At 57.5% G+C, this 13,665-nt stretch carries 10 protein-coding genes; 8 read left to right on the top strand and 2 right to left on the bottom strand.

Translation table 11 applies throughout. From position 1 onward, the window contains the following. Positions 1–11: 11 nt before the first annotated feature. Positions 12–785: a DUF932 domain-containing protein gene (locus FB600_RS30385; RefSeq protein ID WP_261383502.1), complete on the bottom strand. Its 774-nt coding sequence runs from the start codon at positions 783–785 to the stop codon at positions 12–14. Positions 786–1,266: 481 nt separating this feature from the next. On the opposite strand from FB600_RS30385, the gene FB600_RS30380 reads away from it, so the two are divergent. Both FB600_RS30380 and FB600_RS30375 read left to right on the top strand, forming a co-directional pair. Further along, a complete protein-coding gene (locus FB600_RS30380) occupies positions 1,267–1,779 on the top strand; it encodes a hypothetical protein (RefSeq protein WP_145757756.1) in 513 nt (170 codons plus the stop codon). A 44-nt stretch (positions 1,780–1,823) separates the two neighbouring features. Continuing rightward, entirely contained in the window at positions 1,824–2,285 is a 462-nt protein-coding gene (locus FB600_RS30375) for a Fis family transcriptional regulator (RefSeq protein WP_145757757.1), read from the top strand. Positions 2,286–2,369: 84 nt separating this feature from the next. On the opposite strand, the gene FB600_RS30370 is transcribed toward FB600_RS30375, so the two are convergent. Next, positions 2,370–2,831, bottom strand: a complete 462-nt coding sequence (locus FB600_RS30370; RefSeq protein ID WP_261383501.1) for a DUF6884 domain-containing protein — start codon at positions 2,829–2,831, stop codon at positions 2,370–2,372. 486 nt (positions 2,832–3,317) lie between these two features. On the opposite strand from FB600_RS30370, the gene FB600_RS30365 reads away from it, so the two are divergent. The 6 genes from FB600_RS30365 to FB600_RS30340 all read left to right on the top strand — a co-directional run bounded on the left by FB600_RS30365 (position 3,318) and on the right by FB600_RS30340 (position 13,228). After that, the gene (locus FB600_RS30365) at positions 3,318–3,920 is read left to right on the top strand and encodes an IS6 family transposase (protein WP_186024901.1); all 603 of its coding nucleotides are present in this window, start codon (positions 3,318–3,320) and stop codon (positions 3,918–3,920) included. Between the two features lie 483 nt (positions 3,921–4,403). Further along, positions 4,404–4,946, top strand: coding sequence for a hypothetical protein (locus tag FB600_RS30360; protein WP_145757759.1), 543 nt, complete (start codon positions 4,404–4,406; stop codon positions 4,944–4,946). A gap of 114 nt (positions 4,947–5,060) precedes the next feature. Beyond that, on the top strand, positions 5,061–8,168 hold the full coding sequence (locus tag FB600_RS30355; RefSeq protein WP_145768430.1) for a beta strand repeat-containing protein: 3,108 nt from the start codon (positions 5,061–5,063) through the stop codon (positions 8,166–8,168). Between the two features lie 53 nt (positions 8,169–8,221). Next, entirely contained in the window at positions 8,222–10,363 is a 2,142-nt protein-coding gene (locus FB600_RS30350) for a type I secretion system permease/ATPase (protein ID WP_145757761.1), read from the top strand. Between the two features lie 5 nt (positions 10,364–10,368). Further along, the gene (locus tag FB600_RS30345; RefSeq protein ID WP_145757762.1) at positions 10,369–11,787 is read left to right on the top strand and encodes an HlyD family type I secretion periplasmic adaptor subunit; all 1,419 of its coding nucleotides are present in this window, start codon (positions 10,369–10,371) and stop codon (positions 11,785–11,787) included. Further along, positions 11,777–13,228 carry a TolC family protein gene (locus FB600_RS30340; protein WP_145757763.1) on the top strand — a complete coding sequence of 484 codons (1,452 nt, stop codon included), beginning with the start codon at positions 11,777–11,779 and terminating at the stop codon, positions 13,226–13,228. The genes FB600_RS30345 and FB600_RS30340 overlap by 11 nt, the downstream gene beginning before the upstream one ends. Positions 13,229–13,665 lie beyond the last annotated feature (437 nt).

Raw genomic sequence — 13,665 nt, 5'->3', positions numbered from 1 at the left:
GGTTGTGACATTTATGTGGAGTGGCAACCGCTCAGGCCGCTCATCGCGGCTCGACTACGGAGGCTGCTCCACATAAGCATGTTGTCCACATAAGTCCAGTTATGAGGAGCTCCCCATAACTGCACGCGATTGAACGTGGTCCACAGGTCATCGCCGGCGTCCTCGCTGCGGCGTGCGCGCAGCACCTGGCTCTCCGTGATCGGGGCTGGTCCGTCGGTGGTGTCGTAGCGCACGGCAAGCGCCGCGCGTGCGAAGAGGCGTTGCTCGTCCTCGGAAAGCTTCACGGCTTCCATGCTGGCCTTGGATTCCCGGATTAGGTCGAAACCGTCGAGGATCAGGTGCGCCCCGCCGACGACCTCGTCCACCACGTCGCCGGTATGGCGCACACGAACCTCCTTGGAGAAGTTCCCGACCACCAGCCCATTGCTGCAGACCTTCCGGAAGAATCCACCCATCATTTGGTAGGAGGACGATCCATCGTGGGAATTGACGAGGAGAATCTCGGGCGAATCGCCCGTGGCCAGCTGGGTCGCGTGCCGCAACCGGAGCACGTGCTTCGCGTGTTCGCGCCGGTCCTCGTCGCGCACCACCGTTTGCGCCGCCATGAACGGCTGGAAACCCTCGCGACGCAGGCTCTCGACAATCTTGATGGTCGGGATGTAGGCGTAGCGTTCCGAGCGGGATTCGTGCTTGGCCTCGGCGAAGATCGACGGCGCGGCCGCGCGGATCTGATCGTCGGTGAGGGGGGCGTGGGAACGTGCAAAATAGGCATTCCGCTTCATCATTGGCTCCAAAGAAAGTGGTTTGGGTGTCGAGCTGACCGGGACCGAAGATTCGGCGCCCCGCGTAGGGGTTGTGCCGTTTCGTCCCGACCTCGGCTTCCTGCTGCCGCCGGTCCCGTGAGTTCGTCGCCCTGCGACACACGGAGCGCGGCTGCGGGGCTGCGCAAGGGCGGCTGCGAAGCGGCCGGCGTAGCGAACCCTTGCGCGGACACGCGGACGTGCTACGGTCGCGGATTTGGGCGGCGAACTGGCGGGATCGGCGGGGGCGAGTGGTGGGGCAGAACGCGCACGCCGCGCGGCGAGCGCCCAATCGGGGCGTAGCCCCGGCTGTCTAGGGTTGAGGGGTTCGCGTTAGGGATTGAAGCCCGCAGGGCCGAGACCGAAGGGCTCGGCGCGCAGCGCGAAAGCCCGGCCCGGCGTGCAGCGCCGGGGAACGCCCGACGCAGGGGCGTATGCTAGAAAATCAACAGTCGACGATGTGGCCATGCTGATACGAGAAAACGGACAACGCATCACGCTTCTTCGCACCACACCAACGCGAGCGAAGGGCACGTCCTCGAGCAAGGCGCGCGGGCGCGCGCAGCGCCACACGGTGGTCGGCGTGTTCGCGGTCGCCGACGGCGTGCCGGAGCGCATTCGGCTCGGCCTGACACCGGCCGAATCAAGGGCGCTCGACCGGTGGCTGGCGGCGTTCCACGCCAGCCAGGCGCAACATGCCGTGCCTTCGGGCACGCGCGCGACCAGCCGGCCAGCCCTGGACGACCTCCTTTCCACGCTCGAGGCGATCGCGGTCCTGGTGGATCCTGAGGCAGCGCAGACGGTCCGGGGAGAGGTCCAGCTCGTGAGCCACACGCTTCGGCGCGGTGCCCACGCGGGATCCTCTCGAGGCCAGCACGCTCGGCACCCGGTGCTGGCCAACGAGATCTCGCCGATGAGCGCAGCGGGGCCGGTGGCCGCCTCCGCTGCGGCCGGCGCCGCGGCCTGCACGGCGAGCTGACCCGCCCGCGCAGAACACTGTCCTAAGCTGATCCGATTTGCGCCATGCCAAAAACCGTATCCAAGTTGAACCAGCATGCGGCCCGATCTCGGTTGACGCAGTTAGGCAAACGAAAGCTCCTACCGTTATCGAAGGAAGCCGTCGACTCGATGGCCATGCAGTACCACTCGGCGCTCGTCGCGCTGCAGGCGCGGCAGGGGGCGGAACACGGCGTCATGATCCTGCTGCAGATGGTGGTGGTCGCCGGGTTCATCGGCGAGGCCACCGCGGTCAAGATCGACCCGGCGGTGCTGGGGGAGCTGGAATCGGCGTTAAACGCAGCGCTCGAGCGCGGGCAGGCTACGGACGAATGGTTCCTGGACGCCCAGGCGCACGACCTGTGCGCGGCGCTGCTGGCCGAGCACGAGCGGCAGCTGCGCGTCACGCCGCTGGCCACGCTGCAGGAGGTGCTGGCGAGGGTCAAACGCTTCGCCGGGGGAGAGCGATTCGGGAGCTCGCGCGGCTAGACCCCAAGGGCCAGGACGGACGGCCCGCCGGAGGGCCGCCATACCGCCGCCAACATGGCCTCCTGGGCTCATTCGCGCCGGCGCTTACGCCCCTCGGAGGAACGCCGATAGCTGCTGGCGCTGGTAGCCGAGCGAGCCGCTCGTCTCGGCGACGCTCGCGCTGGCTGGGCCGATTCCGCGTTCGGCATGGCGCTCGAGCGCGGCCCGCATCACGCGCCGATAATTTTTACCTCCGGCCAGCAAGATGGTCCGCGCGCCGGCCGGCCGGGCCGCCGGCAGCGCGCTTGCGATCTCTTCCAGCAAGGCCTCGACTCTCGATTCCGTCATGCGCTGCTCGTAGGGCTCGATGACGGTATCCGGGCGGATGAATCCATGGCGGGCCGACAGGATCATCACGGCGGGCGCCGTCTCGGCCCGGACATTCGCTCGGTAGGTGCTGTACATCACGCCGCGATAGAGCTCGATCGCCGGCGCGGCGTGGGCCAGCTTCCTCGCGGAACATGCCAGGACGACCAGCCGTTCCGCGGTTTGGTTGTACAGGGTCATTGCTCGCTCCATCCCAGCGTGCATCCAAAATCGAACGCTGTCTGCGCGCCCGCCATCGTCGCCTTGTGCGCCCACGCCGCGCGGGCTTCATTCGGAAGATCCGCGAAACGGACCCCATGCTCGCCTTCAGATAAACGGCCTGCGGACCAGCGCACGCTGGGCACGTAGTCGTTTCACCTCAATCCTGACTACGCAGTGGCAGCAGGACAAAAAATTAGCAGGTCGTTGACATGCGTTTCTATCTGAATCCGGATGAGCGAGGGGCGCGCTAGCGGACCGATCTACAACCCCGCTCGGCTGCCAAGTTTTAGCTGTACCTTAACCAGTAGCGTTTGGGCGACGCTATGCGTTGAACGGCTCGCGAGCGTCTATGAAGCTCTGGCCGCTCCAGACACTGCAGCAGCAGCGTGTGGCTAGCACCTCACGCCACCTGGGGCGTTGTCACGTTAGCGTAGGATGACGGAATGAAGACGACATCGCTCTATCGTGGACATCGATTTCCGGCAGCCATCATCAGTCCAGGCCGTACGTTGGTATTTCCGCTTCCAGCTTAGCCTGCGCGGCATCGAGGAACTGCTGTTCGAGCGCGGCGTCGTGGTCAGCTACGAAACAATTCGCCGCTGGTGCGACAAGTTCGGTGCGGGCTTAACCTGTCGCGTCAAGGCTACCCGGCGCAAGCCGGGCCGTACCTGGCATCTGGACGAGATGTTCGTGAATCTGCGCGGCGAGCCCTGGTTGCTGTGGCGGGCGGTCGACGAACACGGTGCCGGCTGGATATCCTGCTGCAAAAGCGGCGCGACAAGGCCGCAGCGAAGCTGCTTCTTCCAGCGTGTATTGCGTTCCTTTCCGGCACCGCGCAAGATCGTCACCGACCGGTTACGCAGCTACCGAGCTGCCAAGGCCGACATCCCGGAGCTCGCCGACGTCGAGCACGTGTTCGTGAAGGCCGCTGCCCGCGTGAACAACCGCGCCGAAAACAGCCATCAGCCGGCAGCGAGCGAGAGCGACGCATGCGGGGATTTCGCGACCCGAAGCGCACTCAGGCTTTCCTCGCGAGCTTCGGGCCGATCCGCCAGCACTTCGCCCTGAAGCCGCATCTGCTGCATGCTTCGCTGTATCGCAAACACCTCAACGGACGCTTCTCGACGTGGCGTGAATTGACCGAGGTCACCCAGAATCCGACTGCATGAAACATGCACGTCGTGCTCGCGTTCTTCGTGAACATACTCCGCTAACGCGACCGCGCCGCGATGCACACGCCCAGCCACACGATCGGCCGCGTCCCATATAATCAGCTAGCGTACTTTATAACGCATGAAAAGAAGCTTACAAAGCTCAGTCGGAGATGGAAAAATCAACAGCAATGAAAGGATTTTGACAGACACTACCTAGCCGAAAGAAATAATTGCGTTCTGAACATCGAAATTCACTAGTCATTAGATGGTCTCGTTGACCCGCGGATTCAATCGTGCTAATTTCGATTAACTATTTGTTATAAAGTTCGTACTTGCGCAATGAATTAATGTATTTTTATAAATATCAATTGATATAAATTTGATGACCGAGATAAGAATGATAATGAAAGAATTTAAATTTTACCGCTGGGTCATCGTAGTCAATAGGCCAAACGCTTGGTCGAAAATGCTTCTAGCCGCGTCTATAGCGTTGCTTCTGAGTGCTGTTAGCGCAGTAAATTGGAATGCAGTGATAGATGGCCAAACTTTCATCCCAATAGAGAGTAGCTTGATAAAAATAGGACCATTTTCAGTATCAGAGTCAAAAAAAAGGGCTGGCGAAAATTTAGTATTTTCCGACCCCCGGAAAAATGAAAGATATATCGTTGATGTCGATGATTTAAATAGAAAATTTTCCTTAAGTCAGTCATGTCTCAGTGACCATCAAGAAAATATCGAAGCATATCTATTTGTATCAAGCAAAAATTCCGCGAGAAAAATTTGGAAAATAGAAATGTGCAACGAGATTGTTATGTCTTACGAAAGATCAATAGAAAACTACAAAAGAGATAACGGTTTTTTGTGGTCTTCAATTATAGGATTTTCGTTGTTCTTTATCTGGTTTTTGCTTTCATTAATGGATATTGGTAGGAAAATTTAAAATAATGAAAATTTACTCAAGACGCCGCACCGACCTATCGGATTGCCATGGCTATTATTTTAAATAATCCTACTTCTGTGTTTTATTTTAGAAAATCTTAATCCAGGAATTAATATGTCCTCTGTAAATCCCGTCAGCGAATCAGGTTTGTCTCTTATCAATCAATGGCTGTCGTCTTTGAGCGGCGGAATGAGTGCTCAGACCATTGCCAACACCGACCCGTCACTAGGCGCGAAGGTTGGAAATGGAATTCAATTGAGTGCGGCCGTTGCGAATGGATTAAAAGTCATATCGGATGCATCGGGAGGCACGCTTGCAACCGTGGGGAGCGTCGGCGTCCTGTATAGTGACATTAAATCTGCTTTAAATGATTACTCTAGTCAGGGCGTGATATCTAATGAAACAATTAACAATCTCGTAGGCGATGTTTCGGCCGTAGTATCCAGCGGACTTATGACTTCAGTCGCATTGGCCCAGGCGAGCGGTGCCACGACTGTTGCTTTGGCTGGGGGAACAATTGCCCTGACGGACGCATTGGGGATTGTCGCGGCAACCGGTGCGGTAGCAGTAGTACTCGGCGGTATCGGGCTCTTGCCCTCCAATGTGAATACGAGCATCACCAGTTCCGCTCAATTGTTTTCTGGTTTGAATTTCTCCGATGAATCATCCAACATAACACTATCCAATATCGGAATTACAACTTCATCAAAGCCTGACATTACCACAATTTCCAACGGCCAGAAAACCGTAGCAATAACGTGGGTAACCGATGTTCATTCATTTACAGAGTCTACAACGTATACCAGCAGCGCTCGGTCGGAAATCGCATCACAGACCACAACCGACGTTAACTCTCAATCCGGGCAGACCACGACTACAACAATAAATTACAATCCCGATGGTACTCAATGTACATTTACGCAACAAACCAGCCCGTCGATTGATCTGAATACGATCTCAAGCGCTGTCAGTGGAATAGAGAATCAAGATGGTGTGGTTCAGACGTTGAATGTCGACCATGGAAACATTAGTGCGACTGTTTCGAATGCTGCGATTTTAGTCAACAGCGACTCGACAGCATCGATCTATGGATCACACAACAACATTACAACCAGCAATTTTGAATCTGGCAACACTACTAACGCAGCAATTGGAGTATATGGAGGGGACAATACAATCAACGTAGGGGGTGGTGCACTTGTCGGCCTAAACGATACGAACGGCTCCTTCGATACAGTCAATGCGAATGGAGTCGGATTTGGCGGCACAGCGGCCAATGGTCTCGGCACTGGCATCTGGTTGGGACAAGACGTACAAGCCAATGTCAATGGCAGCAACAACGGCATTTCAGTGGCGTCCGGTGACAGCATGGGGGCCTACGGCGGTGGAAACACGATCAACGCCGCGTCGAACTCGCTTGTCGTTGCCTCTGGCACGAACGGGTCGTTTGACACGATCAACACGAATGGAAATGCGTTCGGCGGCACAGTGGCCAATGGTCAAGGCACGGGTGTGTGGCTGAACCAGGATGTGCAGGCCAATGTCAATGGCAGCAACAACGGCATTTCGGTGACGTCCGGTGACAGCATGGGATCCTACGGCGGCGGAAACACGATTAATGCCACGCCGAACTCGGTGGTCGTTGCCTCCGGTACGAACGGGTCGTATGACACGATCAACGCGAATGGAAATTCGTTCGGTGGCACAGCAGCGAACGGCCAAGGCACGGGTGTGTGGCTGGATAAGAATGTTCAGGCCAATGTCAATGGCAACAACATTGGTATTTCGGTAACGTCCGGTGACAGCATGGGGTCCTACGGCGGCGGAAACACGATTAATGCCACGCCGAACTCGGTGGTCTATGTCTCTGGCACGAACGGGTCGTATGACACCATCAACGCGAATGGAAACTCGTTCGGCGGCACGGCGGCGAATGGACAAGGCACGGGGGTCTGGCTAGACAAAGATGTGCAGGCTGCCGTCTACGGGGATTATGTTGGTATCTCGGCTACACCTGATAATAGCAACGCTGCACCGGGCAGTGGGGGAGCAATTAAAATCTCCGGGGCGAACGACACAGTAAATGCATCAAACAATCAAATTAAGATTGGCGATAATGGTCGCGGCGGCCCCGTTAATATAAATGGTGACAAAAATGTCATTTCGGCCGCGAACCTCGCCGGCGCATCAAATTGGTGGAATATTAATATTAATGGATCAAGCAATACGGTTGCGAGCAATTATGCCGTTGTAAACCTCACCAACACGTCAGAAAATAATCAAGTTTTGGGAACGGGGAATGGCGTCACTGGGAATTGGATTTTAAATTACATTTCCGGAAATTCTCTCGTACCGAGCTCTCAGGATAGAACGGGCAGCGTGGCTTGGATACCCTACGCCAGCGGGCAACCATTTCCTGGAAAAGTCGATGACATTCCTTTGCCGTCCGGCACGCCCACTGTCACAATTGGAGATCCCAATGGGCCTCCGGATGAAACATGGACCGGACCCGTTCCGGTCAGCGATGGACCTGGCGAGCAAAGTGTCCCCATAAATATGACGCCGGATTCGATTGACCCTCCTGATCCCATCATCCTGAATTTGCAAGGCAATTCAGTCCAAACTCTGAGTTTGGAAAATTCTTCGGTTTTCTTTGATGTAAAAAACGATGGAGAAAAATACCAAACTGCTTGGGGCACGCCTGGAGAGGGCTATCTTGTCTATGACCCAAACGATCCCAACAACACGACCGTGGTTACTCAGGACAGTCAATTGGTAGGCGGGTTCAGTGCTCTCCAGGGCTTGGCTCAACAGGCTGACGGCATCGGGCACGGTATCTTGACTGCATCTGATGCCTTATGGGGCAGCCTTAAAGTGTGGGTTGATACGGCTGGCACCGGACAATTCCAGAGTGGCGAGCTCATGAGTCTTGATCAGCTTGGCATAGTTTCGATCAATCTCGATGGCGCACAGTCCGACATGAGCAACAATGGGAATAAGGTTGTGGTTGATAGCACATTCACTCGATCCGATGGTAGCCACGGCGACATTGCTGGATTAGGACTGGCGTATAATCCAAGAAATTCAGTTAATTCGGTTGATGCGCAGGTGCACAACCTTATTTCCGCTATGGCTTCCTACAATGCATCTGGCTCAGATTCGAATTTTATAAAATCGGAGTATGAGGGAAGCTCCGTCACATTGGCGGCAAGCTCACACTAAATATGATTTTTTGTTGCCGCCCGGACCTTGTCTGGGCGGTTTGAGTTTTATATATGACTGCATCCGATTATGCTGATTCTGCTCGAGAACATCTCGCGCCCGACAGTGGACTTGCGTGCCTTGTTGCCATTGCCCGTCTTCACGGAATCGAGGCTGACATCGCAAAATTGCGCCATAGTGCGGCTCACGGCGACTCTCCATTTCCTCCCGAGCAGATTGTATTGGCCGCACGGACGTTGGGATTGAAGGCACGCATTGTGCCATTTACTCTTGAACGTATAAATCGTCTGCCCTTACCTGCGCTGATTCTTGATCGCGACGGTCGGCACTTTATTGTCGCTCGCAGCGACGGCGCTACGGCCTTGATGCTGGAGGCAAGTAGTAATGCACCGACTATCGTATCTGTTGAAGAGCTAACACCACGAATAACGGGATATCAAATACTGTTCACATCCCGTGCTTCGCTGTCAGGGGATCTCGCTCGCTTTGATTTTTCGTGGTTCATCCCGGCTGTCGTCAAATATCGGCACCTGCTCCTGGAGGTACTTGGCATATCGGTGATCCTGCAAGTGTTTGGGCTCGTGACGCCATTGATGTTCCAGGTGATCATGGACAAGGTGCTGGTCAGTCGCACCTTCAATACCCTTGCCGTCGTCGGCGTGACCCTCTTCGTCTGCTCGACGTTCGAAGTGATACTCACGGCGCTGCGAAATTTTATCTTCTCCCACACGACCAATCGTATCGACGTTGAGCTCGGTGCGCGCCTGTTCCGGCATCTGATCGCGCTTCCACTGCCCTATTTCGGATCAAGGCGCGTCGGCGACACGATCGCCCGTGTCCGCGAACTCGAAAACATCCGCAATTTCCTGACCGGCCAGGCACTGACCGCCGTCATCGACCTGTTCTTTTCGATCGTCTTCATCGCCGTCATGTGCTTTTACAGCATTTGGCTGACGGTCGTGGTGGTGCTTTCCCTACCGCTTTACGCGGGCGTGTCGGCGGCACTCGTGCCGGCCTTGCGGCAACGCCTCAACGAAAAATTCGCCCGCGGCGCCGACAACCAGTCATTCCTCGTCGAAGCCGTGTCCGGCGTCGAAACCGTCAAGTCCATGTCGGTCGAACCGCAATTCACCAAGAAGTGGGAAATGCAGCTCGCCGCCTATGTCGCGTCCGGTTTCCGGGTAACGCAACTGGGCAATATCGGCCAGCAACTGATCCAGTACATCGGCAAGCTCGTTTCATTGGTGACCTTGATTCTCGGCGCGAAATTCGTGATCGACGGCAAGTTGACGATAGGCGAGCTGATCGCATTCAACATGATGTCGCAACGCGTAGCAGCACCGGTGCTCCGGCTCGCTCAACTTTGGCAGGATTTTCAGCAAATCGGGATTTCGATGAGCCGGCTGGGCGACATCCTGAATACTCGCACCGAGATACGCCAGAGTACCCAGGCCATGCCGCCGCTCAAGGGCGATATCCGATTCGAGCACGTGCGATTCCGATATCGCCCGGATGGCAAGCCGATACTCGACGACGTCTCACTCGATATTCGAGCTGGTCAAATCATCGGCATCGTCGGGCGCTCCGGGTCGGGGAAGAGCACACTCACCAAGCTTCTGCAGCGGCTCTATGTGCCGGAGCTCGGCACGGTCCGAATCGACGGCATCGATTTATCGCTCGCTGATCCGGCGTGGCTTCGCCGGCATATCGGCGTCGTGCTCCAGGAGAACTATCTGTTCAACCGCTCGGTGCGAGAAAACATCGCACTTTCGGATCCCGGCGCGCCAATGGCGGCTGTCATCCACGCTGCGAAACTGGCGGGCGCACACGATTTCATCTGCGAACTGCCTCAAGCCTACGACACCGCCATTGAGGAGCATGGCGGCAACCTGTCAGGTGGCCAACGTCAACGAATCGCCATCGCGAGGGCGTTGCTGACGAATCCTCGCATCCTCATCTTCGACGAAGCCACCAGCGCACTCGACTTCGAAACCGAACGCATCATTCAGAACAATATGCGGGCTATCTGTGCCGGCCGCACCGTGATTATCATCGCGCATCGGCTCAGCACCGTCCGTCATGCAGACCAGATATTCGCCATGGACCAGGGACGCATCATCGAACGCGGCACACACGACATGTTGCAGGCAGCCGGCGGTTACTACGCTCATTTGCTTTCGCTGCAACACGGGTGAGTCCTATGTCACTACGCTTGCATGCATGGCTCGACCTTATGCGTCGATACCAGACAGTCTGGCGGGCAGCCTGGGACATCCGTCGCCAGTTCGACGGCCCGGCCAAGCTCGAGTACGAGCTCGCGTTTCAACCGGCACACCTCGAACTCGTTGAAACACCCGTGCATCCCGCACCACGCTGGGCGGCACGCGTCATCATCCTGCTGGTGGTCATCGCCGTGTTGATCGCTTGCTTCGCCAAGCTCGACATCGTGGCGACAGCTACCGGAAAACTCGTGCCCAACGCACGCGTCAAGGTCATTCAGCCGGCCATCACCGGTGTGGTCAGGGAAATTACCGTGCGGGATGGCCAGCGTGTCAAAGCCGGCGATCTGCTCGTCAAACTCGATACCACCCAGGCTGCGGCAGACGAGGAGAACGCCAAATCGTCCCGATTCGATGCGGCGTTTGCCGCTGCGCGCTCCCAGGCCTTACTCGACGCACTGCAAGGAGGGCATGCGCCTCACGTTCCGACAATCGACGGTGCATCGGCGGATCGGCAGGTCGATGCACAACACCTCGTTGACGGCATGTACCGCGAATATGAGGACAAGCTCAGTTCCGCCAGGGCGGAGCTGGCGAAGCGGGAGGCCGAACTCGACAGTACGCGGCAGGAGATTGCGAAGCTCGAAGCGACTGCGCCGTTGGCTCGCACCCAGGCGAACGACTACAAATCGCTGTCGGCCGATAAATACGTCGCCCAGAGCGACTACCTGGACAAGGAACAAGCCGCATTGAATCAGGAGCATGAAATCGCGGCGCAACGCAGCCATGCCCGCGAACTGGCGGCCGGTATCGCTGAACAACAATCCGATATTGCACAGACGATTTCGCAGTTTCGCCGTGAGCGGCTCGACGACCTGGAAAAAGCGACGGAACAACTGACACAGAGCAGCAACGACGAGACCAAGGCGCATACCCGCAAGGAACTGCTCAGCCTTACGTCGCCCGTCAGCGGCACGGTTCAGCAACTCGCCACGCACACACTCGGCGGCGTTGTCACGACCGCCCAATCCTTGATGGAAATTGTGCCGGATGACGCCGTGGAAGTCGAAGCGACGGTGGAGAACAAGGACGTCGGATTCCTCAAGATCGGCCAGCATGCAGCGGTCAAACTCGATGCATTCCCGTATACCCGTTACGGAATACTCGATGGCACCGTGGTCGACCTTTCCAATGACGCCGTACAGGACAGGAAGCTCGGCCTCGCCTTCACGGTACGCGTGCGCCTGCAATCGAACCGCATGTGGATCGACAATCGATGGATATCGCTCACGCCGGGCATGACGGTGAAGGCCGAAATCAAGACCGGTAAGCAGAGCGTCGCTCATTATCTGCTCGGCCCGCTGGTCGAAGGCGTACAGGAGAGCATGCATGAACGCTAAGCGGATGATGTCCGTGCTCACCTGGATGACTGCATGGGGCGTGACCATGTCTCCGGCCCTGGCCTTCGATCCTTTGCTGACGCACGGATCGGTCACGCCAGCGGCCAGCGCGGAGCTGCTTCCCGGTGTGACGCCGTGCGCGTTCGGCGCCCCCGGGAATCCGCTGAAACTCAACGAGGCGGTCGAGCGAGCGCTGTGTCACAACCCCAAGACGCGTCAGGCCTGGGCCGACGTCAAGGCGCAGGCGGCAGCCGTCGGTGCCGCGCGCGCTGCTTATTTGCCGACGCTTTCGGCCAACTGGCAAGGCGTTCGCGACAATTCGGTTACCGACGTGAACGGCCATCCGGAGCTCAGCTCACACTCGAACACCACGGTTCGCTCGGAAGACATTCAATTGAACTGGCTGCTGTTCGATTTCGGTGGACGCTCGGCGGCCTTGCATAACGCCGCCGATCTGCTAGCCGCCGCGAGAGCAACGCAGAACGCCACATTGCAGGACGAGTTCGCGTCGGTCACGAAGGACTACTTTGCCGCTCAAGCCAGCATGGGGGCATTACAGGCGGCGCACGATATCGAAGTGCTGACAGGCGAGAGCATGCAAGCGGCGCAACGACGTGTCGATCGCGGCGTCGCGCCGATTACCGATGCGTTGCAAGCGCAAACCCAGCACGACGAAGCAGTGTTCAACGAAACCAAGGCGAAGGGTGATCTGCAGATCGCACTCGGCATCTTATCGTCGGAAATGGGCCTGACGCCTGAGATGGCGATCGAGGTCCCATCGGTGACGAGCACGGCATTGCCGGACAAGGCCTGGCATGAATCGATCGAGCAATTGATCGATGACGTCAAACATACGCACCCGGCCGTGGTCGCTGCTCAGCAGACCTACGACGCAGCACTGGAAAAGGTCTCTCAAACGCGAGCTGAGGGACTGCCGAGCATCAGCCTGACCGGCAAATACAGCCGCAACAATCAGCCTGCCACGCTGGGGTTAGGTATTCCAACCTTCCCGGCAACAGGCCATGATGCTTTCATCGGCGTACAGGTCAGCATTCCGCTCTTTGAAGGATTTCAGCGCCACTATCAGATCGAACAGGCCAAGGCGGAGGCCGAACATCAGGAAGATGCGCTCGACGAGACGATTCGACAGGTGGCGCTAGACGTCTGGACTGCCTACCAGTCGCTGGAAACAGCAACGCAGAACGCCTCGCACAGCGAGACGCTTCTAGAAATTTCTCAGCAAGCATTCGATGCAGCGCAACACCGCTATTTAAACGGCGTCGGCAACATCCTGGAACTGCTCAATACGCAAACCGCACTGTCGAATGCGCGCCAGCGTAGGGTCCAAGCGCTGGCTGACTGGCATGCGGCGAAATTGCAGCTCGCATCGAAGCTTGGGAGGCTGGATATGTCGTCAATTGCTTCGTCTGGAGCATTCTGAACATGCGAAAAATCTGGCAAACGTGCGTCCCTCGTGGTTGCCTAACCGCACGCTCGGAACCGGGGAGGCAGCTGCTGCCACACGAGTTCGACGTGCCGCTTGCTAGCAGCCGGCCGGGGCGATCGACGTCGCAGGCGCCGAGTTCGGGTCGCGGACACCGCACGCAGCGTGGGCCCGGCCCTAGCCGGCAGCTGCATCACCAGGTCGACGTACCGCTGGCCAGCAGCCCACCGCGGCGATTGGATCCGCTGCCGTTCCGCGCGAGAACGTAGTGCCGCGCGCGCGAAACGTATTCCGGCCGAGTGTGATATACGTCGGGAACAAAAAACCCCGCCGCAGCGGGGTTTGGTAAACTAGTTGCGCCCGCACCTAATTTTACATAAGAGAATTTAACGGCGCCGCAGGTGTGGAGTCGGGTTGGAAAGCGTCGAATTTCC

Origin of the sequence: Burkholderia sp. SJZ089 (genome assembly GCF_007828315.1) — a bacterium.
GTDB lineage: Bacteria > Pseudomonadota > Gammaproteobacteria > Burkholderiales > Burkholderiaceae > Burkholderia > Burkholderia gladioli.
The sequence above is the reverse complement of the archived record's forward strand: the minus strand, read 5'-3'. Positions and strand labels throughout refer to the sequence as shown.